We start from the raw sequence: 23,677 nt of genomic DNA, 5'->3' as shown, positions 1-23,677 counted from the left end.
TTCATTCAAGAAAACCGAGAGGAAATCATCCCCATGGCGTATGAGACGATCAAGTACGAGGTCGCCGAGCAAATCCTGACCATCACGCTGAACCGGCCCGACAAGCTCAACGCCTTCAACGCCACGATGCAGCGGGAGCTGATCGACGCGTTCGACAAAGCCGACAAGGACGACGATGTCAGGGCCATCATCGTGACGGGTGCGGGCCGCGGCTTCTGCGCCGGCGCCGATCTCTCCTCCGGCGCCAACACGTTCGACCGCGATGCGCGGCGCGGTCCGGTCAAGCGCAATGCCGACGGCAGCGTCGACTACAGCGATCCGCAGGTGCGCGACGGCGGCGGACAAGTGACGCTGCGCATCTTCAAGTGCCTGAAGCCGGTGATCGCTGCCGTGAACGGCCCGGCGGTCGGCATCGGCGTCACCATGCAGCTTGCGATGGATATCCGCATCGCCTCCGACGCCGCGCGCTTCGGCTTCGTGTTCTCCCAGCGCGGCATCGTGCCGGAGGCCGCATCGAGCTGGTTCCTGCCGCGCATCGTAGGCATCTCGCAGGCGCTGGAATGGTGCTATTCCGGCCGCGTCTTCCCGGCGCAGGAAGCGCTTGCCGGCCGGCTCGTCAGCAAGGTGGTGCCGCCGGACGATCTGCTGCCGACCGCGCGTGCGCTCGCCAAGGAGTTCGCGGCCAAGACCGCGCCGGTGTCGGTGGCGCTGATCCGCCAGATGATGTGGCGCATGATGGGCGCTGACGATCCGATGGAGGCGCACAAGGTCGACAGCCGCGGCATCTATGCCCGCGGCCGCTCCGACGACGTCAAGGAAGGCGTGGTGTCGTTCCTGGAGAAGCGCCCCGCGCAGTTCAAGAACAAGGTGTCGTCGGACATGCCCGACTATTTCCCGTGGTGGCAAGAGCGCGACTATAAGTGAGCGACCGGCGTCAAGCGGCGTCCACACTTGACGGCGTCGTCCTGCTGCACGGCATCAGCAGGACGGCGCGCTCGTTTCGCAGGATGGAGCTGGCGCTGAGGGCGGCCGGCTTTGCCACCCTCAATCTCGACTATGACAGCCGGCGCAAGCCGCTCGACGCGCTGGCCGAGGACATCCACCTCTCGCTTGATCAATTCGCGCGCAGCCTCGACGGCTCCGTGCATTTCGTCTGCCATTCCATGGGCGGGCTTCTGGCACGCGTCTATCTGGCAAGGCATCGCCCGGCGCGGCTCGGCCGCGTCGTGATGCTGGGCACACCGAACGGCGGTAGCGAGATCGCCGACCGCCTGAAGTACCTCGCGGCTTATCGCGCCTATTTCGGTCCGGCCGGCCAGCAGCTCGTCACCCGCCGCGATGCCGCAACCAGCGCGCTGCTGCCGCCGCTCGACTATTCCGCCGGCATCATCGCCGGCAACCGTTCGGTCTATCCGATCACCTCCATGGCCCTGCCGCGGCCGCATGACGGCCGGGTGTCGGTTACCAACACCAGGCTCGAGGGCATGGCCGATCACATCGTGATCCGCACCTCGCATCCCTGGCTGGTGCGCAACAAGGAAGCGATCGCGCAGACCATCGCGTTCTTGCAAGAGGGGAAATTCAGCACAAATCGTCGGGTGGACTAGGCGCGGGCGTTACCCATCCTGTGCAGCTTGAGCATGGCATAGACCGCATTGTTGGCTGGCGTAGGAATGCCAAGCGGGCGGGCGAACTCCACCACCTTTCCGGCGAGCCAGTCGAGTTCGAGCCGGTTGCCGCGTTCGAGATCGTGCAGCATGGAAGCCTTGAAGGTGGGCGGCGAGGCTTCCGCGAATTTCATTCGGTCCTCGGCAAAATTCTCCGGAATGGGAACGCCCCTGGCACGGCCGACCGCCACCACCTCGCTCATCAGGCTGTAAAAGAACGCTCGCGTATCCGGGTCGGCCAGGATCGGCCCTAGCGGCTGGCGAGTCGTTGCGGTCGCGCCTGATAGTCCGACGAGGAATACAAATTTCTGCCAGCGCTCGCGGTCAATCCCGTCGGACACCGAGATGTCGATGCCGGCCGCTTGAGCGGCGTCGGCAAAGGCCTTGAGGCCGTCATCGGGCTTACCGTCGGTTCTGCCGCAGACCATGCGCGCGAACTGGCTCGTGTGGGTGACGACGCCAGGCGCGGACAGCACTGTAGCAATGTAGGCACTTCCAGCGACCACGTTGTCGGCGCCGAGAATCGGGGCGATCCTCTCCGCGCTATCGACCCCGTTTTGCAACGGGATCACCCGGGTGCGCGGTCCGACCAGGGGGAGAGACGACCTGGCTGCCGTCTCGCTGTCCCAAAGCTTGACCGCGAACAGCACGATATCGACCGGACCGACCGTGGCAGGATCATCGGCCACGTTGGGTTCGGGCAAATGAAGATTGCCGAGCACACTCTCGACCTTGAGACCGTTCTTTCTGATCGCCTCGAGGTTGGAGCCGCGTGCGATAAAGAACACGTCGTGCCCTGCCGCGGCCATACGTGCTCCGAAATAACCGCCGAGGGCACCGGCCGCCATCACAGCGATACGCATGTCACATCCTCCCCCTGCAACGACACTCAGCCGGCAGAGGATATCACGCGACGGACCCGGGTTCGATTCCCTGAACGCCGGGCCCATCGCGTCATTTGGCTGCACTGCAGAATTTGGACGCTGTGGTTTCACGGCCTCGTCAGCAGCGCCACACGCCCGATCGCCTTGCGCTCGATCAACAGCCGCATCGCCTTCGCATAATCTTCCAGCGGCAGCCGGTGCGAGATATTCGGCCGCACCCGGCCGGCCTCGGCCCATTCGCTCAGCGCCTTGAACCTGATCTCGCCGAGCGCGGGATCCTTGCGCACCGCCTCGCCGGCGCGAACGCCGAGCACGCTCGCGCCCTTGATCATCAACAGATTGGTGCGGGCCAGACCGATGCCGCCGGTGAAGCCGACGACAAGAATCCGCGCGCCCCAGTTGATGCAGCGCATCGAGTTCTCGAACGCCTCGCCGCCGACAGGATCGAACACCACATCGGCGCCGCGACCGTCGGTGAGACGCTTGACCGCATCGCGGAACGGCTCGCGCGTATAGAGCACGAGGTGGTCCGCGCCGCGCGCCCTGGCGATCGCAAGCTTCTCCTCGCTCGAAGCCGCAGCGATCACGGTGGCGCCAAGCAGCTTGCCGATCTCGACCGCGGCAAGCCCGACACCGCCGCCGGCGCCATGCACCAGCAGCACCTCGCCCGGCTTGATCTGCCCGCGGTCGATCAGCGCGTGATAGGCGGTGCCATGCGCGGCCAGGAAGGTCGCGCCTTCCGCGTAGTCGAAAGTCGACGGCACCGGCACGAGCTGCGACGGCGTTGCAACCGTCTCGTCGCAATAGGCGCCGAAGCGCATCTTGACGATCACTTTGTCGCCGACGGCGACACCGGATGCTCCATTGACCTCGACGACATCGCCGGCGGCTTCCGAGCCCGGCGTGAACGGCAGCGGCGGCTTGAGCTGGTACTCGCCCGCGGCCATCAGGATGTCGGGAAAGTTGATCCCGGCGGCCCGGATCGCAACCCGCACCTGGCCCGGCTGCAAGGGCACCGAGGCAAAGTTCTCGAGCTGCAGACGCTCGGGCGGGCCGAGCTCGCGGCAAACGACGGCTTTCGGCATCAGGCGGCCCGCGCCTTGAGGCGTGCCAGCGCCTCGCGGATCAGCGGCAAGCGGTCGTTGCCGAAATACATGTCGGTCTTGTCGAGATAGATCGTCGGCGAGCCGAAGCCGCCGCGCGCCATCACCTCCTCGGTGTTGGCCTTGAGTTGATCCTTGATCGCCTGGTCGCCGATGCCGGCAAGGAATTGCGCCGGATCGATCCCGAGTTTAGTGCAGATCTCGGTCAGCACCGCATCCTGCGAAATGTCCTTGTCGTCACCCCAATAGGCCTCGAACACCGCGCGGGCGAACGGTACCATCTTCTCGTTGCCGAGAAGGATGCAGCCGCGCATCGCCTTGACGCTGTTCACCGGGAACACGGTCGGCGGCATCTTGATCGCAAGGCCGGCCGAGCGTGCCCAGTCGGTGAGATCCTTCTTCATGTAGCGCGCCTTCAGCGGCACCGGCTTCTCGCGCTGCGCGTAGACCGACGGGTTGACGGTGTTGAAGATGCCGCCGACCAAGATCGGCCGCCAGGTGATTATCGGAGCGTCGAACTCCTTCGCGAGCGGCTGGATGTTGTGCCAGGCGAGATAGGTCCACGGGCTCGAGCAGTCGAAGAAGAATTCGATCATGGCGTTTCCCTTTGTCTTTTCCACATTCATTCTCGTCATTCCGGGATGCACCGCAAGGCGCAGGGCTCGCGACTGTGTCGCGCCGCGGAATAACGGGCATCATTTCTTCTCGACCAATTCCTTCGCACGCTGGCCGAACATGTTCTTGCGTGATTCCTCGTCAAACGGCTCCTTGACGAATTTTCCGATCGCAAGCCCCGCCTGCACCTGCGGGCGGGCGCGCACGGTGGCGTACCAGCGCTTGATGTTCGGGAAATCGTCGAGGGTAAAACCCTGCGCCTTGTGGGTCATGGTCCAGGGAAAACAGGCGATGTCGGCGATCGAATAGTCGTCGCCGGCGATATAGGCGCCGGTCCTGCCGAGCTGGCGGTCGAGCACGCCATAGAGCCGCGCGGTCTCGTCGCGGTAGCGCTCGATCGCGTAGGGAATCTTCTCGGCCGCATAGAGCGCGAAATGGCCGTGCTGGCCGAGCATCGGCCCGAGGCCGCCCATCTGCCACATCACCCATTGGATGACGTTCGACCGCGCACGTAGCTCCCTGGACAGGAAACGGCCGGCCTTGTCGGCGAGATAGATCAGGATCGCGCCGGTCTCGAACACCGAGAACGGCCCGCCGCCGTCGGCAGGCGCATGGTCGACGATGGCGGGGATCCGGTTGTTCGGGCTGATCGCTAGGAATTCGGGCCGAAACTGCTCACCGGCGCGGATGTTCACCGGGATCACCTTGTAGGGCAGCCCCAGTTCCTCCAGCATGATCGAGATCTTCCAGCCGTTCGGCGTCGGCGCGTAGTGCAAATCGATCATCGGCGTTCTATTCCCCGTCACAAAGACTTTTGTTGTTCTGTACCTCCACCTTAGGACATGGCACACAAGCGCTCAATCAGAACCCAACAGGAGGCACCCATGCTGTTTCCAACCACGATCGCAGGCTCGCTGCCGAAGCCGGAATGGCTGGCGGAGCCGAACATGCTGTGGGCACCCTGGAAGTCGGAGGGCGCCGAGCTCGCCCGCGCCAAGCGCGATGCCACGGTGCTGGCGGTCAAGCTGCAGGAAGATGCCGGCGTCGACATCGTCACCGAGGGCGAGCAGGCGCGCCAGCATTTCGTGCACGGCTTCCTGGAGCGGATCGAGGGCATCGATTTCGCCCACAAGGTCGAGATGGGCATCCGCAAGGACCGCTATAAGGCGATGGTGCCGCAGGTGGTCGCACCGCTGCAGCTCAAGGGACGCGTCCACGAGAGCGAGGCCCGTGCGGCCCGCGCGCACACCAGGAACCGGCTGAAATTCACCATGCCCGGCCCGATGACGATCATCGATACCATCGCCGACAAGTATTACGGCGACCGTGTGAAGATGGCCTTCGCTTTCGCCGAGCTTTTGAATCAGGAGGCGAAGGCGTTGCAGGCCGACGGCGTCGACATGATCCAGTTCGACGAGCCCGCCTTCAACGTCTACATGGACCAAGTGCGCGACTGGGGCATCAAGGCGCTGGAGCGCGCCGCCGAAGGCCTGACCTGCGCCACCGCCGTGCACATCTGTTACGGCTACGGCATCAAGGCCAACACCGACTGGAAGCAGACGCTTGGCGGCGAGTGGCGGCAATACGAGGAGACCTTCCCCGTCATCGACAAGAGCACGATCCAGCAGGTCGCGATCGAATGCCGCAACTCGAAGGTGCCGATCGAACTGCTCGCGGCGCTTCCCGGCAAGATCGTGCAGGCCGGCGTGATCGACGTCGCCAGCGACGAGATCGAGACCGCTGAGGACGTCGTCAAGGTGATCGAGGCGGTCGCGAGGCACGTGCCGAAGGGCAACATCATCGCGACCACCAATTGCGGCATGGCGCCGATGCGGCGGGACATCGCGGAAGCCAAGCTGATCGCGCTGGGCGCCGGTGCCAAGCTGGCTCGGCAGCGGCTGGCGTAAGGATGACGCCGGCCGATCAACCCAGAACGGCCATCGCGCTCGGATGCAACACCGGCCGGTAGCCGGCCTGGAAGGCGCGCAACGTCGATGGCGGCGTCAGCAGCATGGCCGGCTCCGGTACGTCGGCCCGGCCGTAACCGGCAAACGACCAGCGCAACATGGCGCCGTCGGCGACGAGGTAGCTGTCCCCGCTCGCCTGCACCATCGTCCCGTCGGGCAAGTCGCGCAATCGCGTCGGCAGCGGATGCAGCCGCTTCTTGCCGCGGTCGAGCCGCTCGGCATGCAGCACCGCATCCATCGCCTTGGCGCTGAGATCGCTCACGCCGTTGCCCTGCTCCCAGCAGCTGCGAAACCGCTTGGCATCGTCACGGCGGCAGTAGAAGCAGGGCCGGTGTCCGGCCGCAAACGCGGTGGCCTCATCGAGGAAGAACAGCTCGGTCCAGCTCTGACGGCTCATCACCTTGCGCCGCCGTCCCCTGAACTCGCAGGCGCAGGTGAGCCAGGCCGGGCTCGACCAGCGCTTGTTCAGCAGCGTGCGCGTCGCCGGATCGTGGATGATGCCGCGATTGCCGGTGAAGGTGCCGCGATGGTCTGAGGCGACGATGTCGCCGGTGGGCGTGACGCGGTTTTGCAGGGGCATGTTTCTTACTTCCCCCTCGCCCCGCTCTTGCGGGGAGAGGGTTGGGGTGAGGGGCTTGTCCGCAAAGATAGTGAGAGATGAACTCGCGGTGACTCCCCCTCACCCGATCGCTCCGCGATCGACCTCTCCCCGCAAGCGGGGCGAGGTGACTCCTCATGCCGCCCCGTCGCGGATCGGCGGCTGGAACGACAGCGCGGTATCCCAGGGAAAGTAGATCCAGGTGTCCTGCGACACCTCGGTGATGTAGGTGTCGACCAGCGGCCGGCCCTTCGGCTTGGCGTACACGGTCGCGAAATGCGCATCGGGCAGCAATTGGCGCACCAGCCTGCCGGTCTTGCCGGTATCGACGAGGTCGTCGACGATCAAGAGCCCCTTGCCGGTGCCGCCGCCGAGCTTGGCAGTCTGCTCCGAAATGCCCTTGAGCACTTTCAGATCGCCCTGCTTGTCGTGGTCGTAGCTGGCGACGCAGACGGTATCGATCACCCGCAAGCCGAGCTCGCGCGCCACGATCGCTGCGGGCACCAGCCCACCGCGGGTGATCGCGATCACCGCTTGGAACGGGCCGACCTCATTGAGCCGCCAGGTCAGCGCCCGGCAGTCCCGATGGAATTGATCCCACGAGACCGGAAACGGCCTGCCGGCTCGCTCCAGTGCACTCGGTTCGGAATTTCGTTCAGCCATATCGTCTCAACCCGCCGGCTTCTTCTGCGCGGCCTGCACTTGCTTCAGCATCTCCTTCACCGCGATCATCGCCGCGGCGAGCTTTTCCGGATCGCGCGAGCGGACCACGAGATTGGTGTTCGGCTTCTGGTTCTCGTCCTGGAACGGATAGCTGCCGATGATGGTGTCGGGATTGGCTTCCGCGATCGCCCGCAGCGGGCCGCCGATGTCGCCTTCCCGCGCGTCGGCCCTGACCGAGTCCGACAACATCCGCACGCCGGATTTCAGGGTCGGCGCCACGATGTCCATCATCGCCTGCATGATGCTGGGGATGCCGGCCATCACGATAACATTCCCGAGCTTGAAGCCCGGCGCCAGGATGGTCGCGCTCTGGATCAGCTCGGCGCCGTCAGGCACCCGGGCCATGCGGAGCCGCGCCTCGTTGAGGTCCTGCTCGCTCCAGCGCTCCCTGAACCGCGCCACCACCTCGGGGTGATGATGGATATCGACCCCGAACGCCTTCGCCACGCTGTCGGCGGTGATGTCGTCATGGGTCGGCCCGATGCCGCCGGTGGTGAACACGTAGGTGTACCTATGCCGCAGCGCATCAAGGGCAGAGACGATGTCGGCCTCGTCATCGGCGACGACGCGGACCTCCTTCAGGTCGATGCCGATGTTGGTCAGGTATTCGGCGATGAAGCCGATGTTCTTGTCCTTGGTCCGGCCGGACAGGATCTCGTCGCCGATCACCAATATCCCCGCCGTGACGATCTCGCTCATGGTCTCATTCCCTAACTTGATCCCCTGACATTGCCGATCCAATGCCTTGATGTCACGGGGTTTTGCCGCCGAATTAAGCAGACCTCAGCCGGTTTTTCGGGCAGGCCTTCCACTTCACCCATAGCAAATGCCGCAAGCCAATGCATATCGCGCTGGCCCGCCCCTTGCTACCATCCCATCAAGTCATGCACTGTGTCACATGGCTTGGGAGGGCAGTCGGGCTATATGGCAGTCGCGTTCGATGAGATGAATGGCCTCGGCGAGGATCTCCGCCCGGCCTACCAGGAGCTCTCCCGCTGGCTCAAAGAGACGCCGCCGGATGCGCTCGAATATCGACGCCAGGAAGCGGAGCTCTTGTTCCGCCGGATCGGCATCACCTTCGCGGTCTATGGCGATGCCGAGGCCCAGGAGCGGCTGATCCCGTTCGACGTCATCCCCCGCATCATGTCGGCGACCGAGTGGACGCTGCTGGAGAAGGGCCTCAAGCAGCGCGTGCTCGCGCTCAACATGTTCTTGAAGGACATCTATCACGGCCGCGACATCCTGCGCGCCAACGTCATCCCCGAGGACCTGATCTTCCAGAACCCGGTGTTCCGTCCGGAGATGAACGGCCAGGACGTGCCGCACGACATCTACGTCCACATCGCCGGCATCGACATCATCCGCACCGATCCCGACAATTTCATTGTGCTGGAGGACAATGCGCGCACGCCATCCGGCGTGTCCTACATGCTGGAAAACCGCGAGATCATGATGCGGTTGTTTCCGGACCTGTTCGCGCGGCACCGCGTCGCGCCGGTGGACCGTTATCCGGACGAGCTGCTGTCGGCGCTGCGGTCGGTGGCGCCGCACAGCGCCTCTGCCGAGCCGACGGTCGCGCTGATGACGCCCGGCGTCTACAACTCGGCCTATTACGAGCACTCCTTCCTCGCCGACAAGCTCGGCATCGAGCTGGTCGAGGGGCGCGACCTCATCGTCAAGAACGACGAGGTGTTCATGCGCACCACCGAAGGGCTGAAGCGGGTCGACGTGATCTATCGCCGCGTCGACGACGATTTCCTCGATCCCCTCACCTTCCGGCCGGACTCCGCGCTCGGCGTCCCCGGGCTGATGTCAGCCTACGCCGCCGGCAACATCACGCTCGCCAATGCGGTCGGCACCGGCATCGCCGACGACAAGGCGATCTATTCCTACATGCCTGATATCGTGAAGTTCTACCTCAGCGAGGAGCCGATCCTGAAGAACGTGCAGACCTGGCGCTGCCGGGAAGCGCAGGATCTGTCCTACGTGCTCGACAACCTCGCCGACCTCGTCGTCAAGGAGGTGCACGGCTCGGGCGGCTACGGCATGCTGATCGGCCCCGCCGCAACCAAGGCGACGATCGAGGCGTTCCGCGACAAGCTCAAGCGCGAGCCGGAAGGCTTCATCGCCCAGCCGACGCTGGCGCTGTCGACCTGCCCGACCTGCACCGACAAGGGGCTGGCGCCGCGTCATGTCGACCTCCGCCCGTTCGTGCTGACCGGCTCCAGCCACACCACCATCGTGCCCGGCGGGCTGACCCGCGTCGCGCTGAAGGAAGGCTCGCTCGTCGTCAATTCGAGCCAGGGCGGCGGCACCAAGGACACCTGGATACTGAGCGAGTAGTTGAAAGCATGCTGTCGCGCACCGCCGAAAACCTGTTCTGGCTGGCCCGTTATGTCGAACGCGCCGAATATCTGGCGCGCACCATCGATGCGACGTTGCGCGTCACCGCACTGCCCGCGGCCTATGTCGGCAAGACCAATGAGTGGGATTCCGCACTGCTCACCGCCGGCGTCGGCGCAAGCTTCTACGATCACTATGAGGAAGCCGACGAGCGGAACGTCATCGAGTATCTCTCCTTCTCGTCGGAAAATCCGTCCTCGATCAAGAACTGCATCGAGGCGGCGCGGCTCAATTCACGCTCGGTACGGACAGCGCTGACGTCGGAGATGTGGGACACCATCAATTCGGCGTGGATCGAGCTGCAGGCGGTCTGGAACAAGGGTCCCGCCAACCGCGAGGAGCTCGCCAAATTCCTGCGCTTCGTGCAGGAGACCTCGCTGCGTTTCGACGGCTCGGCCTACCGCACCATGCTGCGCAACGACGCCTACTGGTTCTCGCGGCTCGGGGTCCATCTCGAGCGCGCCGACAATACCGCACGGATTCTCGACGTGAAATATCACATGCTCCTGCCCGAGGAGGAGCATGTCGGCGGCCCGCTGGATTACTACCAGTGGACCTCGATCCTGCGCTCGGTGTCGGCAACGACCGCCTATCACTGGGTCTACCGGGAAACCCTGAAGCCCTGGCTGATCGCCGACCTGCTGATCCTCAACGATACGCTGCCGCGCTCGCTTGCGAGCTGCTACAGCAACCTCGTGCGCAACCTCGACCAGATCGGCGTCGCCTATGGCCGCCAGGGCGCCTCGCAACGCCATGCCCGCGGCATCAGGAACCGGCTCGAGCACAGCAACATGGACGATATCTTCCAGCACGGCGTGCACGAATTCATCCAGGAGTTCATCGCGGACAACTCACGGCTGGGTGAGATCATCACCAAGCAGTACCTGATCTGACCGGTTTTGAGGCAAAATCTCGTCATGGCCGGGCAAAAGCGCGAAGCGCGTCTTTCGTGACGTAGGTGACCGCCATCGACATCTTGCTTTCGCGGCCGATTAGGAAGAAAGACGTGGGTGCCCGGGAAGGGTCCGGGCATGACACTCCTGCCCTGAAAAAACCGATTGAACACCGGTTGAGCCATGCGCCTGCGGATAGCCCACACCACCACCTATCGTTACGAGCCGGCGGCCTCGGGCGTGATCCAGATTCTGCGGATGACGCCCGGCAGCCATGACGGCCAGTATGTCGCGGATTGGCAGATCGACGTCTCGACCGATTCCCGGCTCGACACCCATGAGGACGCCTTCGGCAACGTCACCCATGTGCTGACGCATGGTTCGATCAGTGACCTCACGATCCATTGCGAGGGCCTGATCGAGACCCAGGATACCGGCGGCGTGCTGCGCGGCAGCGACGAGCGGTTTCCGCCGAGCCTGTTCCTGCGTCCCACACCGCTGACTGATCTCAACCCGGCAATGACGGCCATCGTGCGCGAGCTGCGCGCGGAAGCCGGCGCCGACGTGCTCGGTTTCCTGCACGCGCTGATGGTGCAGATCTACGAGCACATGACCTTCGACGAGGACCCGACCAACAGCGCCACCTCGGCCGCCGAGGCGTTCGCGCTGAAGCGCGGCGTCTGCCAGGACTACGCGCACATCCTGATCGCCTGCGCGCGCGCCGGCGGCGTTCCGGCGCGATTCGTCTCCGGCCACTTCCTGCGCTCCGACGGCATGGTCAACCAGCAGGCCGGCCACGCCTGGGCCGAGGCCTTCGTGCCCGATCTCGGCTGGATCGGCTTCGACGCCGCCAACGGCATCTGCACCACCGACGCCCATGCCCGCGTCGCGATCGGGCTCGACTATCTCGGCGCCGCCCCGGTCCGCGGCACCCGCTATGGCGGCGGCAACGAGACGCTGACGGTCGCGGTCAAGGTCGACCAGGCCGGCCGCCCCGGACAGTGGCAGAGCCAGACGCAGTCGTAGCGCTGATCCCTCTCCGCGTCCGTCATTGCGAGCCAACGGGTCGCGCGAACGCGCGCCCGAGGCCAGGCTCCGCGAAGCAATCCATCTGATCGCTTGCGGAGGCATGGATTGCTTCGCCGCTTCGCTCCTCGCAATGTCCGCAGGGGTGCTATGATCGCTGCTTCAAACCAAACCAGCGGGACAAGCCATGGCCACCGTAAAACTGCTTTCCGACGACGAGCTCTCGGCGGAAGCACGCGCCGTCTTCGACGACATCCGCAAGACGCGGAACTCGGACTTCGTCAACAATTTCTGGCGCGCGCTGGCGCATGATCCGAAGACCCTGCGGCGGACCTGGGAGAGCATCAAGGAGGTGATGGCACCCGGCGCGCTCGACCCGAAGGTCAAGGAGATGCTCTACGTCGCCGTCTCGGTGGCCCACGGCTGCAGCTATTGCATTCACTCGCACACCGCGAGCGCCCGCGCCAAGGGCATGACCGACGCCGAATATCAGGAAATGCTGGCAATCGTCGGCATGGCCGCCGAGACCAACCGGCTGGTCACGGCGCTTGGCGTGCCGGTCGACGAGGCCTTCCTCGTCGATGCACCTGCGGGACGAAGCCAGGAGCCGTGACGCTCCTGCCTGTCCCGCGGATGAGTGATGTCACGAAATGCGCTCAACGTCGGATTTGAGGACAACCAGGAAACGGGCAGCTTCGCCGCCCGTCACCACCCGATGATCGAAGGTCAGCGATAGCGGCAGCGTGCGTCGGACCGCAACCTGCCCGCGAAGCGCGACCACGCGCTGCGAAATCCGCCCGGCGCCGACGATCGCCGTCTGTGGCGGCACGATGATGAGATTAGCAAACCGGCCTCCGATCATGCCGAAGTTCGACAACGTGATCGTCGCACCGCGCAGTTCCCCCGGGGGTATCGCGCGCGCGATTGCGTCGGCTCGCAGACGGTCGAGTCCGGCCCGCAGGTCCGATACGCTCCGCTCCGCGACATTGCGCAGCACGGGGACGATCAGGCCGCCGCCGGTGTCGACAGCGATGCCGAGATCGATGCGCTCGATCAGGCGCCGTTCTCCCGTACCGGAATGATACCAGGCATTGAGCGCGGGCTCTGCCTTGCAGGCAGCGGCGATCGCCCGCGCCAGGCGGATTGTCACGTCCTCGCCCTGCCGCCAATCGTCGATGTCGGCTTCATCGGTGACCGTCGCGGGGACGATTTCCGCATGCGCTGCCGTCATGCGTTGGGCCATCGCGCGGCGCAAGCCGCGCAGCGGCTCGGCGGGTCCGCTGTGAGACATCCGCTTCGCCGCCCTCTCGACATCGGCCCGCGTGATGGTGCCGCCGGGCCCGGTCGCCTCGACGAGATCGAGCGCGACGTCAAGCTTGCGCGCAAGGGCGCGCACTGCCGGAAACACTCGGGCTCCCTGCCCGCTGGGCGGCGAGGCAGTTGCTGGCGCCGGCCGTTGCTCGCCGGTGTCGAGTTCGCCCACAATCGTGCCGGTGTCCTGCCCGGCGTCCTCGGCAAACTCGACGAGCGGCGCGCCGACCTTCACGATATCGCCCTTGGCACCGAACAGGCGCGCGATGCGTCCGCTCGACGGCGCCGGTATCTCGACCACCGCCTTGTCGGTCTCGACCGAAACGAGCGGCTGATCGGTCACGACGTGATCGCCCTCGTTGACGTACCAGGTGACGATCTCGGCTTCTTCAAGACCTTCACCAAGGTCCGGCAACGTGAACTGGCGCATGGCACAAGGTCCGTCGGTGTTCAGTTGTACTGTTGCGCCTTTCGGGCTGCGGTCACGATGCGTCCGACCGACGGCATGTAGCGTTGCTCGAGGCGGGCCATCGGAATGATCGTGTCGTAGCCGGTGACGCGGGTCACGGGTGCGAGCAGCGAGGACAGTCCGCGCTCGGCGATCATGGCCGCGATCTCCGCCCCAAATCCGCCGGTGTGCGCGGCCTCGTGCACGATGACGCAGCGCCCGGTCTTTGTGACCGACCTGAGCACGGTGTTTTCATCGTAGGGCTTGAGCGTGGCGAGGTCGATAACCTCGGCAGCGATGCCCTCGTCGGCGAGCGCGTCCGCTGCGGCCATCGTTTCCTTCAGCATCGCACCCCAGCTGATCAGCGTGACGTCGCGACCTTCCCTCTCGACAAAGGCGCGATCCATCGGCAAGGCTTCGCCGTTGTCCTCCACCTCGCCTTTCACGGCGCGGTACAACCGCGTCGGCTCCAGGAACACCACCGGATCGGGATCGCGGATCGCGGCGAGGAGAAGTCCATAGGCGCGCTCCGGCGACGAAGGCACCACGACACGCAAGCCCGGAATGTGGGCCAGCATCGCCTCGGTGCTTTCGGAATGATGCTCGGGCGCGCGAATGCCGGCACCATGCGGCGTCCGCAGGACCATCGGACAAGTGAGCCGTCCCTGGGTACGGTTGCGCAGCCGTGATGCGTGGTTCACCAGCTGATCGAGACAGGGATAAATAAATCCCATGAACTGGATTTCGCCCACGGGCTTCAGTCCCTGCGCGGCCATGCCGACGCAAAGCCCGCTGATCAGGAGTTCGGCAAGCGGCGTATCGAGGACGCGCTCCGGACCGAAGCGCTCCTGCAAGCCGACGGTCGCGCGGAAGACGCCGCCATTGACGCCGACATCCTCGCCGAGCACGACCACATCGGGATCATCCGCCATCGCGCGGCCGAGCGCCAGATTGATGGCTTCGACCAACGTGAGTTCAGGCATCGTCCTCTCCTGCAAGTTCGCGACGCTGCGCGGCATACGCCTCGGGCAGATCGGCATAAAGGTTGTCGAACATGGTTTCTGCTCGGCGTGGCGGCGTCTTCAGATAGCGCTCCACCGCCGCCTCGATGCGCTCATGGCACTCGGCGGCAAGCCGCTCCTCATCCGCCTTGGTCCACATCTTCTGACCCACAAGATAGGACCGGAGGCGCGCGATCGGCTCTTCCTTCCAATGCGCCTGGACTTCTTCGGCCGAACGATAGCGCAATGCATCATCTGACGTCGTGTGATCGCCGAGCCGATAGGTGACCGCTTCGATGAAGTGAGGGCCCTTGCCGTCGCGGGCAGTGGCAATGGCCTCCTCGGCCGCGGCACGCATCGCCACCACGTCACTCCCGTCCACCTGCTCGCCGCTGAACCCGGCGCCGATGGCCTTCTGCGCCAGCGTCTCGGAACCCGTCTGCAGACGCAACGGCACCGATATGGCCCATTGATTGTTGGTGGCGACGAACACGAGCGGCAATTTGTGAACGCCGGCGAAATTCATGGCCTCGTAGACATCGCCTTTCGAGGTGGCGCCGTCGCCGAACATGCAGACGGCCACGCGCGGCTCCTTGCGCAACTTCAGGGCGTAGGCAACGCCGGCGGCATGCGGCGCCTGTGATCCGACGGGAACGCAGAACGGGAAATCGTGCACCGGACCGGAGAATTGATTGCCGCGTTCATCGCCGCCCCAGAACAGCAGGATCTCCTCCAGCGCGACGCCACGCCAGAGCAACGCGCCGTTGTCGCGATAGGAGGGCAACAGAACGTCATCCTCCCGCATAGCACTCGCAATCCCGACCGACACCGCCTCCTGGCCGAGCGAAATGGCATAGGTTCCCAGCCGACCGGTGCGCTGCAATGCAACAGCCTTTCGGTCGAACAGACGCAAGAGCACCATCGACCGGTAAAGTTCGACCAGCAGCTTGGCATCGGTGGCGAAGGCAGGAAGCGGCCGCTCTATCGAGCCGTCGGGCGCGAGGTAATTGCGGCGGCGCACCTCAAAGCGCGCAATGACGGGGAGCTCTTCGTTTGCTCTTTTGCTGGCCACGCGCTCATTCCTGGAGCGGTTCTGCCTCCCACATTCAGTTATTTGGTGTTAGGGCCGCGACGATGCAATACCGTAGCAGCATCGCTCTTGGCGCACGCGTCAGCGGCCGGGTCGTAAGGATCGATCGACAGGATCCGTGGAACAGCGCCGCGACTGCGGTATAAGAGAGCATGGCAAATGGTCAGGTTGTCCTCGTAACAACTGCGCCGTTGGACGGCGGCCCGCCTGTTCGCTCGGTCTTCTTCGTGGCTGAAGGAGACGCGGCAAAGGCCACGGCCATTATTGCGGACATGATGGCCCCGAATGAAACAGTCGAAGCGTGGGGGCCGCTTCCCGAAGCAGCTGTCAAGGCGCTCGGGTTGAAACCCGGTGACTACACCCACAGCTGACTTGCATCGGATAGCTGCCCGGCGCGCGAAGGTCTGCGGCCGCATCCTTGCGCAGAGGGTGTGATCTTGACGCGGCGCCCTCGCTTACGCGAGGCCACCGCGGTCCCGATCACAACGCGGGGAGCCCTCTTTCTCGAGCAAGGGACATGGCGTAATCTGCAGCGAGCTGCCCTTAGACGGGACGGGCCGACGTCGCCGTTTGAAGGAACGGGCAGCGGTCAGGCCGTCGGCAGGCATCGCAGTCTGAAAGCAGCGCCTGCCTTATGTGGCGCTCCCTCAACTTCAACATGAAACAGGTTGGCCTGCCGCGCGCGCGGCAGACAAGGGCAGTGCTTAACCCTTGGAGGACGACATGGCGACATTCATATTGAGGATCGACTGGACCGACCAGGGAATTCGTAATGTCAAGGAAGCTCCCAAGCGCAGCCGAGCGGCGAAAGAACTCGCCAAGACGCTAGGTGTCGAAATCAAGGAGGTCTATCTCACCTCCGGCGAGCATGACATCCTTCTCCTCGCCGAAGCACCGCTCGGCGACAACATCACAAAACTCGCGCTTGCCCTCAGCTCTCTGGGAAACATACGGACTTGCACCTCACGGGCCTGGCCCGAGGCGGAGTGGACCAAGCTGATATCCGAGCTCCCGTAGCTACGTCGGATATCCCGATGGATCTCTGCGCGGCCTGACTGACGGGCGCCGTCGCAGACTTGCCCCGGCGATCGGCGCGGGAGTGCGCGCATGCGCAGGACCAGCCACCGCTTTGGTCGTGTGAATAAATGAGGATACGAAGCGCACGAGGGCAACGGCACACGTCGTCGCCGGCGGGCCACCACGCGCTACTTATCCAGCCAGACATCCTCGAAGCGCAGATTGTTGTACTGGCTGTTGTCGTGCGGATGGAAATTCCTCACATAGGGCTGCCAGCAATTGCCGGCCGATGAGTGCAGGATGACCGGCCGCGCGGCATCGTCGACCAGCAGGTGCTCGATGTCGAACACGATCTTGCGGCGCTTGTCCCTGTCGACCTCGCGCGACTGCGCCGCCAGCAGCTTGTCGACTTCGGCGTTGCAATACTGGGTGTAGTTGCGCTCGGAGTTGCAGGAATAGTTCTCCACCAGATTGCCGTCGGGATCGTCGACGCTGACGCCGGTGACATTGAGGCCGATGGTGTAGTCCTTGCGCTGCAGCCGCGAGTACCAGCGCGGCGTGTCCAGAATGTCGAGCTCGGCCGTGATATAGATCTTCTTGAGCTGGTCGGCGAGGATCACCGCCGGGTCGCGATAGGTCGGCAGGTTCCGGGTCTGGATCTTGATCGACAGCGGCTTGGCGTCGCTGTAGCCGAGCTTCTGCATGATCGCCTGCGCCTCGGCGAGGTTCTTCCCGGTATCGGGACCGTAACCCATCAGCGTCGACAGGATCTCCGGCGGCATGCCCCACTCGCCTTCGGGCTTGGCCTGCATCGCGCCCCCGAGCCGCCCGCTGCCTTCGAACAGGATGCTGTTGAAGGCCTTCCGATCCAGCGCCAGCGACATCGCCTTGCGGATATCCGGATTGTCGAACGGCGGATTGACGCGGTTGACCAGAAGATTGATCTGCAGATTGGTCGACGTCATCTCGCAGATCGCGTTCGGCGCCCGCGCCTTGACGTCCTTCATCAGGGGAATGCTGACGTCGGACGGAAAGGTGATGTCGTAGTCGCCGGTCGCGAACGCCAGCATGCGGGTGGCGCGGCTATCGATCGAGCGCACCGTGATCTCGTCGAGATACGGCCGGTCCTTCTTGAAGTAATCGGGGTTACGGACCAGACGGATAGAGTCGCCGCGCCGGAACTCGACGAGCTTGAACGGCCCGGTGCCGACCGGCTTGGTGCGCATCACCTGCTGCGGCACGTGGCAGGGATAGACAACCGAGAAGGCGCTGGCGAGCAGCGCCAAGAGACCTGGCTGCGGCTCGGTCAGCTCGAAGGTCGCCTCGTTGTCGCCATTGATGCTGACGTCCCTGAGCTTCGAGTACCAGACCTTGCGCGGGTTGCGCTTGAAGTCCGGTGTTTTGACGTCTTGGGTCTCGCTCTTGCCGATCAGCATCCGCCAGGTGCACTGCACGTCCTTGGCCGTGAACGGCTGGCCGTCATGCCACTTCACGCCGTGCCGCAGCTTGAAGGTAAGCTTTGTGTTGGTCTGGTCCCACGACCAGCTCTCGGCGAGATCGGGGATCACGGTGTCGATGCTTTCGTGCACCTTGGCCGGATTGAACACCACGAGGTTGTTGAAGACGGCCGCGAACGGCATCACCGAGGCGATGGTGGATTCCTCGAGCAGCGAGGTCGAGGGCGGGTTGTCGTTGTGATAGAGCCGCAGGGTGCCGCCCTTCTTCTGCGCCGATGTAGGGCTCGCGGCCATCGCGGCGATGCCCAATGCCACAATGCACGCGGCCAGTTTGAACGACATTCCCGCCTCCCGAAATTTCTTGTTGTCGTCGGTTGCAGGCAGTCGAGCACAACACCCCGCCCCCCGCAACGACGCAAGGCGAAGATCATTGCCGGCTGCGCGCCACGCAGAGCGAGACCGGAATGCTCGCGACCTCGATGGCCGGAACAGGGCACCCGGACGGACCACCGCCGGGACCGGCGGCCCCGACCCGCGCGACCGGCCATCGCACGTCCCGTCACGGGGAATTGGGGTTGGATGCATCCTCGAAATTGGCTACACGTTTCCCGCCGAGAAACTCGGACCGTCTGAGGGCTTTAAATGACCTATTGCTGCGGAATCCTGGTGCGCGACGGGCTCGTCATGATCGCCGATACCCGCACCAATGCCGGCCTCGACAACGTCTCGACCTTCCGCAAGCTGCACATCTTCGAAAAGCCTGGCGACCGCATCATGGCGATCGCCAGCGCCGGGAATCTCGCGATCAGCCAGTCGGTGCTGTCGACCCTGACCGAGGGCATGGAAAATCCGGACACCGGCGAGCTCGAGACGCTGATGAACGCCCCGACCATGTTCCAGGCGGCGCAGCGGATCGGCCGCGCCATCCGCTCGGTGCACGCCACCGAGGGCGACGCGCTGCGCGCCGAGGACATCTCCTTCGACGTCTCGTTCCTGTTCGGCGGCCAGATCAAGGGCTCGCGGATGCGCCTGTTCATGGTCTACACCGCCGGCAACTTCATCGAGTGCACCACCGACACGCCGTACCTGCAGATCGGCGAGCACAAATACGGCAAGCCGGTGCTCGACCGCGCCATGCACTACGACGTCGAGCTCTACGAGGCGCTGAAGACCGGGCTGATCTCGATGGATTCGACGATGCGCTCCAACCTCGGCGTCGGCCTGCCGATCGACGTGCTGGTGGTGCGCACGGACGCCTGCGAGGCCGACCTCAACCACCGCATCGAGGCCGGCGAGCCCTATTTCCACGACCTGCGCTCACGCTGGTCGGCGGCGCTGCGCGCGGCGCACCAGAACATTCCACGGCCCCCCTACAAGAACGAAACCGAAGCAAAAACCAAGTAAGAGGAAACTCGGATGACTGAGGCAACCAGCAAGCTCGCACTCGTGACCGGCGCCGGCACCGGCGTCGGACGCGCCGCGTCGCTCGCTTTGATGGACAAGGGCTACACCGTGGTGCTCGCCGGGCGCCGCATGGAGATGCTGGAAGAGACCGCCAAGCTCGGCCCCGCCGGCAAGAGCCTGTGCGTTTCGGCCGACATGGCCAATCCGGCCGCGATCGCAGCCCTGTTCGACAAGGTGAAGGCGACCTATGGCCGGCTCGACGTTCTCTTCAACAACGCCGGCATGGGCGCGCCGCCGGTGAACTTCGAGGATCTGCCGCTCGAGCAGTGGCAGGCCGTGGTCAACACCAACCTGACCGCGCCGTTCCTGTGCACCCAGCACGCCTTCCGCATCATGAAGGACCAGGCGCCGCGCGGCGGCCGCATCATCAACAACGGCTCGATCTCGGCGCATGCGCCGCGGCCGTTCTCGGCCGCCTACACCTCGACCAAGCACGCCATCACCGGCCTCACCAAGTCGTCCAACCTCGACGGCCGCATGTATGACATCGCGGTCGGCCAGGTCGATATCGGCAATGCCGCGACCCCGATGACCGACCGCATGGTCAACGGCCCCGGCGTGCTGCAGCCGGACGGCACCACCAAGCACGAGCCGCGCATGGACGCCAAGGCGGTCGGCGACGCCGTGGCCTACATGGCCGGCCTGCCGCTCGACGCCAACGTGCTGTTCATGACTGTGATGGCGACCAAGATGCCGTTCGTCGGCCGGGGCTGATCTTCTCCTCCCTGCTTGCGGCAGGACCCTCACGACGCCCGGCCGGGCCTGTCCCGGCCGGCCGTCGCGGGGTGCGCTGCCAAAATATCGAAAACAACCCCATGCAAAGGAGCCGGCAGCTGTCGGCGTCCGACACGGCAACTTGACACGTCGGGCAAATCAGCGATACTTTTCCATTATTCCGAAATCATGAAAAGCTTGCCCCGGGGCTCATCCTCCCCTTCTCCCCGCGCGCGGGGAGAAGGTCGGGATGAGGGGGAGTCTCCACAAGGACGGTGAGAGACAAACGCGCGGAGAGTCCCCCTCACCCGGATTGCTGCGCAATCCGACCTCTCCCCGCAAGCGGGGCGAGGTAAGGGAAGCGCCCTACTCCAGCTTCTCGACGTCCCGCAGCGTCGGGAACAACTTCATCCAGAGCAGCGCGACCGCGACCGTGGCGACGCCGCCGAGCACGGCCGACGGCACGGTGCCGAGCAGCGCCGCGGTGACGCCGCTCTCGAACTGGCCGAGCTGGTTCGACGCGTTGATGAACAGGAAGTTCACCGCGCCGACACGGCCGCGCATCTCGTCGGGGGTGGCGAGCTGCACCAGCGAGAAGCGGATCACGACGCTGATCGTGTCCGCGGCGCCGAGCACCGCGAGCGCCAGCGCCGACAGCCACATCCAGTGCGACAGCGCGAACACCACCGTCGCAACGCCGAACACGATCACCGCCTGGAACATCCGCATGCCGACGCGGCGGTTGATGGTGTGCCGCGCCAGCACCATCGTCATCAGCAGCGCACCGACCGCGGGCGCGGCGCGCAGGATGCCGAGGCCGAGCGGACCGGCTTGCAGGATATCGCGCGCATAGATCGGCAGCAGCGCGGTGACGCCGCCGAACAGCACCGCGAACAGATCGAGCGAGATGGTGCCGAGGATTGCCGGATTGCTGCGAACGAAGGTGACGCCGGCAAACAGGTCGTCCGACGACCCGCCGTTCTTCACCGGCGCCTGCTGCAGCCGGCCGATGCCGCCGGTGAGCAGCGCACCGAACAGCCAGAACACCATCATGATGCCGTAGGGCGCGCCCGGCATCAGGGCATAGGCGAAGCCGCCGAGCGCGGGTCCGGTGATGGTCGCGACCTGCGCCGCGCCGCTCGAGATCGCGGTCGCCCGCTGCAGCGAGCCTTGCGGCGCGATCAGCGGCAACAGCGCGGCGGTCGCCGGACTCTCGAACGCGCCGGCGATCCCGAGCACGAAGGTCGCGACGAAGATCTGGATCTCGGAGATGGTGCCGGCAAAGGTGCTTCCGGCGAGAAACAATGCGGTCAGCGCCTCCGCGATCTGGCAGGCCTGCACCACGCGCTTGCGCTCGAAGCGGTCGGCGGCGTGGCCGGCGACGAATACCAGGAGCGCCGTCGGCAAAAACTGCACAAGTCCGACCATGCCGAGGTCGAACGCGCTGCCGGTCAGATCATAGATCTGCCAGCCGATCGCCACCGCGCCGATCTGGCTGGAGAAGCGCGACAGGCTGCGCGACGACAAGAAGAACAGGAACGGTCTGTGGCCGAGCAGATCGCGGGCGCCGGCCGGCGTGGCGGAGGACATGGATGATTGCGTGGCCGAGCGCCTGCAACTTGTCAATGGATACGAGATGAACGCGCAACAGCATTGCGCTGCGCGAGGCCCCTGCCCATAATCCCGCGAGAGTTCTTGGGGGCGTGATGCTGCAGTTGCAATCGGCGTTCGGCGTGGTGGCGTTGCTCTTGATCGCCTGGGCGCTGAGCGAGAATCGCCTGAAGGTGTCGCTGCGCCAGGCGGCGATCGGGCTTGTCGTCACGATCGTCACGGCTCTGGTGCTGATCAAAGTGCCGCTGGTGACGCAGGCCTTCGGCGCGATCAATGACGCCGTCGGCACCATCGCCGCCGCGACGCGCGCCGGCACTGCCTTCGTGTTCGGCTATGTCGGCGGCGGCCCGGCGCCGTTCGATCCCAAGGCGCCCGGCTCGGATTTCATCCTCGCCTTCCAGGCGCTGCCGATCGTGCTTGTGATGAGCGTGCTGACGACGCTGTTGTTCTATTGGCGCGTGCTGCCGCCTGTCGTGCGCGGCATGGCCTGGATCCTGGAGCGCACACTCGGCGTCGGCGGCGCGGTCGGGCTCTCGACCGCGGCCAATATCTTCCTCGGCATGGTCGAAGCGCCGCTCTTCATCCGCCCCTATCTCGCACAGCTGACGCGCTCCGAATTGTTTCTGGTGATGACCGGCGGCATGGCCGGGATCGCCGGCACGGTGCTTGTGCTGTACGCCACGCTGCTGGCGCCGCTGATCCCGGATGCGGCCGCGCATTTCGTCATCGCCTCGGTGCTCGGCGCGCCGGCCGCTATTTTAGTGAGCCTGATCATGGTGCCGGAAACGTCCGGCAAGCGCACCGGCGGATCGCTCGACAATCCCGATATCCAGGTGTCGTCGACGATGGACGCCATCGTGAAGGGCACGGCAGCCGGGCTCGAGCTCTTGATGAACATCATCGCGATGCTGCTCGTGCTGGTCGCGCTGGTGTATCTGGCAAACGCGATCATCGGCCTGCTGCCGGAGATCGGCGGCGCGAAGATTTCGCTGCAGCGCCTGCTTGGTTACGTCATGGCGCCGGTGTGCTGGCTGATGGGCCTGCCCTGGCCGCAGGCGATCACGGCCGGAAGCCTGATGGGCACCAAGACCGTGCTGAACGAGTTGATCGCCTATGTCGACCTGTCGAAGCTCGGCCCCGACGCGCTCGATCCGCGCTCGCGGCTGATCATGCTCTACGCGATGTGCGGCTTTGCGAACTTCGCGAGCCTCGGCATCATGATCGGCGGCCTCGGCATCATGGCGCCCGAGCGGCGCGACGAGATCAACGCGCTCGGGCTGAAGTCGATCGTCTCGGGCACGCTGACGACCTGCCTGATGGGCGCGATCGTGGGGATGCTGACGCAGCCGTAGTCGCAGTAGCCCGGATGGAGCCAACGGGTCGCGCGATGACAGGCTCCGCGCAATCCGGGGCGGTGCTGACGCGGTGAAGCTCCCTGCCAAGCGGATCATTGTTGGGCCGGCCGACGGCGCGGGCGCACGTAGCCGCGCATTGAGCCGTCGCTTGCAATAACGCGATGACAGGGGATCGATGGGTCGTCATTCGTGCGCATTATGGCACCGACCGCGCGCGCAGCCTTCGGATTGCCGGCTTTAGCAGCGACAGCTTTGTACGTCATGGCCTTCCCCTTTGGGATCTTGCGCACGATGTCGCGGACCTTATCTGAAAAGGTTTTCATAAATCGA

General features: G+C 64.9%; 25 protein-coding genes. 12 read left to right on the top strand and 13 right to left on the bottom strand.

Annotated features, from left to right (window positions below):
* Positions 1–33: 33 nt before the first annotated feature.
* Together J2R80_RS23860 and J2R80_RS23855 are read left to right on the top strand one after the other, a co-directional pair.
* Positions 34–924, top strand: a complete 891-nt coding sequence (locus J2R80_RS23860; RefSeq protein WP_253639499.1) for a crotonase/enoyl-CoA hydratase family protein — start codon at positions 34–36, stop codon at positions 922–924.
* Positions 921–1,607, top strand: a complete 687-nt coding sequence (locus tag J2R80_RS23855) for an alpha/beta fold hydrolase (RefSeq protein ID WP_253639498.1) — start codon at positions 921–923, stop codon at positions 1,605–1,607. The genes J2R80_RS23860 and J2R80_RS23855 overlap by 4 nt, the downstream gene beginning before the upstream one ends.
* On the opposite strand, the gene J2R80_RS23850 is transcribed toward J2R80_RS23855, so the two are convergent.
* The 4 genes from J2R80_RS23850 to J2R80_RS23835 all read right to left on the bottom strand — a co-directional run bounded on the left by J2R80_RS23850 (position 1,604) and on the right by J2R80_RS23835 (position 5,054).
* Positions 1,604–2,530, bottom strand: a complete 927-nt coding sequence (locus tag J2R80_RS23850) for a ketopantoate reductase family protein (RefSeq protein ID WP_253639497.1) — start codon at positions 2,528–2,530, stop codon at positions 1,604–1,606. The genes J2R80_RS23855 and J2R80_RS23850 overlap by 4 nt on opposite strands.
* A gap of 128 nt (positions 2,531–2,658) precedes the next feature.
* The gene (locus J2R80_RS23845; RefSeq protein WP_253639496.1) at positions 2,659–3,636 is read right to left on the bottom strand and encodes an NADPH:quinone oxidoreductase family protein; all 978 of its coding nucleotides are present in this window, start codon (positions 3,634–3,636) and stop codon (positions 2,659–2,661) included.
* Positions 3,636–4,250, bottom strand: a complete 615-nt coding sequence (locus J2R80_RS23840; RefSeq protein ID WP_253639495.1) for a 2-hydroxychromene-2-carboxylate isomerase — start codon at positions 4,248–4,250, stop codon at positions 3,636–3,638. The genes J2R80_RS23845 and J2R80_RS23840 overlap by 1 nt, the downstream gene beginning before the upstream one ends.
* A 99-nt stretch (positions 4,251–4,349) precedes the next feature.
* Entirely contained in the window at positions 4,350–5,054 is a 705-nt protein-coding gene (locus J2R80_RS23835; RefSeq protein WP_225648192.1) for a glutathione binding-like protein, read from the bottom strand.
* Positions 5,055–5,153: 99 nt separating this feature from the next.
* Between J2R80_RS23835 and J2R80_RS23830 the strand changes: the two genes are divergently transcribed.
* Positions 5,154–6,176 (top strand): methionine synthase, encoded by a 1,023-nt coding sequence (locus J2R80_RS23830; protein WP_253639494.1) that lies wholly within the window; start codon positions 5,154–5,156, stop codon positions 6,174–6,176.
* A 16-nt stretch (positions 6,177–6,192) separates the two neighbouring features.
* Here the strand turns inward: J2R80_RS23830 and J2R80_RS23825 are convergent, their stop codons facing one another.
* From J2R80_RS23825 to J2R80_RS23815, 3 genes are all read right to left on the bottom strand, one after another.
* Positions 6,193–6,816 carry a hypothetical protein gene (locus J2R80_RS23825; protein ID WP_253639493.1) on the bottom strand — a complete coding sequence of 208 codons (624 nt, stop codon included), beginning with the start codon at positions 6,814–6,816 and terminating at the stop codon, positions 6,193–6,195.
* Positions 6,817–6,969: 153 nt separating this feature from the next.
* Positions 6,970–7,497 carry a xanthine phosphoribosyltransferase gene (gene gpt, locus J2R80_RS23820; RefSeq protein WP_253639492.1) on the bottom strand — a complete coding sequence of 176 codons (528 nt, stop codon included), beginning with the start codon at positions 7,495–7,497 and terminating at the stop codon, positions 6,970–6,972.
* Between the two features lie 6 nt (positions 7,498–7,503).
* On the bottom strand, positions 7,504–8,256 hold the full coding sequence (locus J2R80_RS23815; RefSeq protein WP_076830204.1) for a molybdopterin-binding protein: 753 nt from the start codon (positions 8,254–8,256) through the stop codon (positions 7,504–7,506).
* A 225-nt stretch (positions 8,257–8,481) separates the two neighbouring features.
* Between J2R80_RS23815 and J2R80_RS23810 the strand changes: the two genes are divergently transcribed.
* From J2R80_RS23810 to J2R80_RS23795, 4 genes are all read left to right on the top strand, one after another.
* The gene (locus J2R80_RS23810; RefSeq protein WP_057019094.1) at positions 8,482–9,900 is read left to right on the top strand and encodes a circularly permuted type 2 ATP-grasp protein; all 1,419 of its coding nucleotides are present in this window, start codon (positions 8,482–8,484) and stop codon (positions 9,898–9,900) included.
* An 8-nt stretch (positions 9,901–9,908) separates the two neighbouring features.
* A complete protein-coding gene (locus J2R80_RS23805) occupies positions 9,909–10,853 on the top strand; it encodes an alpha-E domain-containing protein (RefSeq protein WP_016846373.1) in 945 nt (314 codons plus the stop codon).
* A 183-nt stretch (positions 10,854–11,036) separates the two neighbouring features.
* Complete coding sequence (locus J2R80_RS23800; protein WP_229158887.1) at positions 11,037–11,879, top strand: transglutaminase family protein; 843 nt, start codon at positions 11,037–11,039, stop codon at positions 11,877–11,879.
* A 187-nt stretch (positions 11,880–12,066) separates the two neighbouring features.
* The gene (locus tag J2R80_RS23795) at positions 12,067–12,492 is read left to right on the top strand and encodes a carboxymuconolactone decarboxylase family protein (RefSeq protein WP_076830207.1); all 426 of its coding nucleotides are present in this window, start codon (positions 12,067–12,069) and stop codon (positions 12,490–12,492) included.
* A 30-nt stretch (positions 12,493–12,522) separates the two neighbouring features.
* Here J2R80_RS23795 and J2R80_RS23790 read toward each other — a convergent pair whose 3' ends face one another.
* The 3 genes from J2R80_RS23790 to pdhA are packed head-to-tail and all read right to left on the bottom strand — an operon-like array spanning position 12,523 to position 15,660.
* Positions 12,523–13,620, bottom strand: a complete 1,098-nt coding sequence (locus tag J2R80_RS23790) for a dihydrolipoamide acetyltransferase family protein (protein WP_253639491.1) — start codon at positions 13,618–13,620, stop codon at positions 12,523–12,525.
* A 20-nt stretch (positions 13,621–13,640) separates the two neighbouring features.
* Entirely contained in the window at positions 13,641–14,621 is a 981-nt protein-coding gene (locus J2R80_RS23785; RefSeq protein ID WP_057019116.1) for an alpha-ketoacid dehydrogenase subunit beta, read from the bottom strand.
* Positions 14,614–15,660 (bottom strand): pyruvate dehydrogenase (acetyl-transferring) E1 component subunit alpha, encoded by a 1,047-nt coding sequence (pdhA, locus tag J2R80_RS23780; RefSeq protein ID WP_082653940.1) that lies wholly within the window; start codon positions 15,658–15,660, stop codon positions 14,614–14,616. The genes J2R80_RS23785 and pdhA overlap by 8 nt, the downstream gene beginning before the upstream one ends.
* Before the next feature lie 221 nt (positions 15,661–15,881).
* On the opposite strand from pdhA, the gene J2R80_RS23775 reads away from it, so the two are divergent.
* Both J2R80_RS23775 and J2R80_RS23770 read left to right on the top strand, forming a co-directional pair.
* Positions 15,882–16,100, top strand: a complete 219-nt coding sequence (locus tag J2R80_RS23775) for a hypothetical protein (protein ID WP_057019099.1) — start codon at positions 15,882–15,884, stop codon at positions 16,098–16,100.
* A 352-nt stretch (positions 16,101–16,452) separates the two neighbouring features.
* Positions 16,453–16,746: a GYD domain-containing protein gene (locus J2R80_RS23770; protein WP_026192964.1), complete on the top strand. Its 294-nt coding sequence runs from the start codon at positions 16,453–16,455 to the stop codon at positions 16,744–16,746.
* Between the two features lie 188 nt (positions 16,747–16,934).
* Here J2R80_RS23770 and J2R80_RS23765 read toward each other — a convergent pair whose 3' ends face one another.
* A complete protein-coding gene (locus J2R80_RS23765; protein WP_253639490.1) occupies positions 16,935–18,545 on the bottom strand; it encodes an ABC transporter substrate-binding protein in 1,611 nt (536 codons plus the stop codon).
* Between the two features lie 300 nt (positions 18,546–18,845).
* On the opposite strand from J2R80_RS23765, the gene J2R80_RS23760 reads away from it, so the two are divergent.
* Positions 18,846–19,607, top strand: coding sequence for a hypothetical protein (locus J2R80_RS23760; RefSeq protein WP_057019101.1), 762 nt, complete (start codon positions 18,846–18,848; stop codon positions 19,605–19,607).
* A 12-nt stretch (positions 19,608–19,619) separates the two neighbouring features.
* Positions 19,620–20,381 (top strand): SDR family oxidoreductase, encoded by a 762-nt coding sequence (locus J2R80_RS23755; RefSeq protein WP_253639489.1) that lies wholly within the window; start codon positions 19,620–19,622, stop codon positions 20,379–20,381.
* Positions 20,382–20,747: 366 nt separating this feature from the next.
* Here the strand turns inward: J2R80_RS23755 and J2R80_RS23750 are convergent, their stop codons facing one another.
* Positions 20,748–21,971: an MFS transporter gene (locus J2R80_RS23750; protein WP_229193284.1), complete on the bottom strand. Its 1,224-nt coding sequence runs from the start codon at positions 21,969–21,971 to the stop codon at positions 20,748–20,750.
* A gap of 116 nt (positions 21,972–22,087) precedes the next feature.
* On the opposite strand from J2R80_RS23750, the gene J2R80_RS23745 reads away from it, so the two are divergent.
* Complete coding sequence (locus J2R80_RS23745) at positions 22,088–23,344, top strand: NupC/NupG family nucleoside CNT transporter (RefSeq protein ID WP_253623741.1); 1,257 nt, start codon at positions 22,088–22,090, stop codon at positions 23,342–23,344.
* 95 nt (positions 23,345–23,439) lie between these two features.
* On the opposite strand, the gene J2R80_RS43770 is transcribed toward J2R80_RS23745, so the two are convergent.
* Positions 23,440–23,670: an MGMT family protein gene (locus tag J2R80_RS43770; RefSeq protein ID WP_076830218.1), complete on the bottom strand. Its 231-nt coding sequence runs from the start codon at positions 23,668–23,670 to the stop codon at positions 23,440–23,442.
* Positions 23,671–23,677: the final 7 nt, after the last annotated feature.

Origin of the sequence: Bradyrhizobium sp. USDA 4541 (assembly GCF_024171085.1) — a bacterium.
Taxonomy (GTDB): Bacteria; Pseudomonadota; Alphaproteobacteria; order Rhizobiales; family Xanthobacteraceae; genus Bradyrhizobium; species Bradyrhizobium australafricanum.
The sequence above is the reverse complement of the archived record's forward strand: the minus strand, read 5'-3'. Positions and strand labels throughout refer to the sequence as shown.

What these genes read in the sequence shown, in the direction of transcription:
- J2R80_RS23860 (WP_253639499.1), top strand. Translation starts at nt 34, where the DNA reads ATGGCGTATGAGACGATCAAGTACGAGGTCGCCGAGCAAATCCTGACC.
- J2R80_RS23850 (WP_253639497.1), bottom strand. Translation starts at nt 2,530, where the DNA reads ATGCGTATCGCTGTGATGGCGGCCGGTGCCCTCGGCGGTTATTTCGGA.
- J2R80_RS23845 (WP_253639496.1), bottom strand. Translation starts at nt 3,636, where the DNA reads ATGCCGAAAGCCGTCGTTTGCCGCGAGCTCGGCCCGCCCGAGCGTCTG.
- J2R80_RS23840 (WP_253639495.1), bottom strand. Translation starts at nt 4,250, where the DNA reads ATGATCGAATTCTTCTTCGACTGCTCGAGCCCGTGGACCTATCTCGCC.
- J2R80_RS23835 (WP_225648192.1), bottom strand. Translation starts at nt 5,054, where the DNA reads ATGATCGATTTGCACTACGCGCCGACGCCGAACGGCTGGAAGATCTCG.
- J2R80_RS23830 (WP_253639494.1), top strand. Translation starts at nt 5,154, where the DNA reads ATGCTGTTTCCAACCACGATCGCAGGCTCGCTGCCGAAGCCGGAATGG.
- J2R80_RS23825 (WP_253639493.1), bottom strand. Translation starts at nt 6,816, where the DNA reads ATGCCCCTGCAAAACCGCGTCACGCCCACCGGCGACATCGTCGCCTCA.
- gpt (WP_253639492.1), bottom strand. Translation starts at nt 7,497, where the DNA reads ATGGCTGAACGAAATTCCGAACCGAGTGCACTGGAGCGAGCCGGCAGG.
- J2R80_RS23815 (WP_076830204.1), bottom strand. Translation starts at nt 8,256, where the DNA reads ATGAGCGAGATCGTCACGGCGGGGATATTGGTGATCGGCGACGAGATC.
- J2R80_RS23810 (WP_057019094.1), top strand. Translation starts at nt 8,482, where the DNA reads ATGGCAGTCGCGTTCGATGAGATGAATGGCCTCGGCGAGGATCTCCGC.
- J2R80_RS23805 (WP_016846373.1), top strand. Translation starts at nt 9,909, where the DNA reads ATGCTGTCGCGCACCGCCGAAAACCTGTTCTGGCTGGCCCGTTATGTC.
- J2R80_RS23800 (WP_229158887.1), top strand. Translation starts at nt 11,037, where the DNA reads ATGCGCCTGCGGATAGCCCACACCACCACCTATCGTTACGAGCCGGCG.
- J2R80_RS23795 (WP_076830207.1), top strand. Translation starts at nt 12,067, where the DNA reads ATGGCCACCGTAAAACTGCTTTCCGACGACGAGCTCTCGGCGGAAGCA.
- J2R80_RS23790 (WP_253639491.1), bottom strand. Translation starts at nt 13,620, where the DNA reads ATGCGCCAGTTCACGTTGCCGGACCTTGGTGAAGGTCTTGAAGAAGCC.
- J2R80_RS23785 (WP_057019116.1), bottom strand. Translation starts at nt 14,621, where the DNA reads ATGCCTGAACTCACGTTGGTCGAAGCCATCAATCTGGCGCTCGGCCGC.
- J2R80_RS23775 (WP_057019099.1), top strand. Translation starts at nt 15,882, where the DNA reads ATGGCAAATGGTCAGGTTGTCCTCGTAACAACTGCGCCGTTGGACGGC.
- J2R80_RS23770 (WP_026192964.1), top strand. Translation starts at nt 16,453, where the DNA reads ATGGCGACATTCATATTGAGGATCGACTGGACCGACCAGGGAATTCGT.
- J2R80_RS23765 (WP_253639490.1), bottom strand. Translation starts at nt 18,545, where the DNA reads ATGTCGTTCAAACTGGCCGCGTGCATTGTGGCATTGGGCATCGCCGCG.
- J2R80_RS23760 (WP_057019101.1), top strand. Translation starts at nt 18,846, where the DNA reads ATGACCTATTGCTGCGGAATCCTGGTGCGCGACGGGCTCGTCATGATC.
- J2R80_RS23755 (WP_253639489.1), top strand. Translation starts at nt 19,620, where the DNA reads ATGACTGAGGCAACCAGCAAGCTCGCACTCGTGACCGGCGCCGGCACC.
- J2R80_RS23750 (WP_229193284.1), bottom strand. Translation starts at nt 21,971, where the DNA reads ATGTCCTCCGCCACGCCGGCCGGCGCCCGCGATCTGCTCGGCCACAGA.
- J2R80_RS23745 (WP_253623741.1), top strand. Translation starts at nt 22,088, where the DNA reads ATGCTGCAGTTGCAATCGGCGTTCGGCGTGGTGGCGTTGCTCTTGATC.
- J2R80_RS43770 (WP_076830218.1), bottom strand. Translation starts at nt 23,670, where the DNA reads ATGAAAACCTTTTCAGATAAGGTCCGCGACATCGTGCGCAAGATCCCA.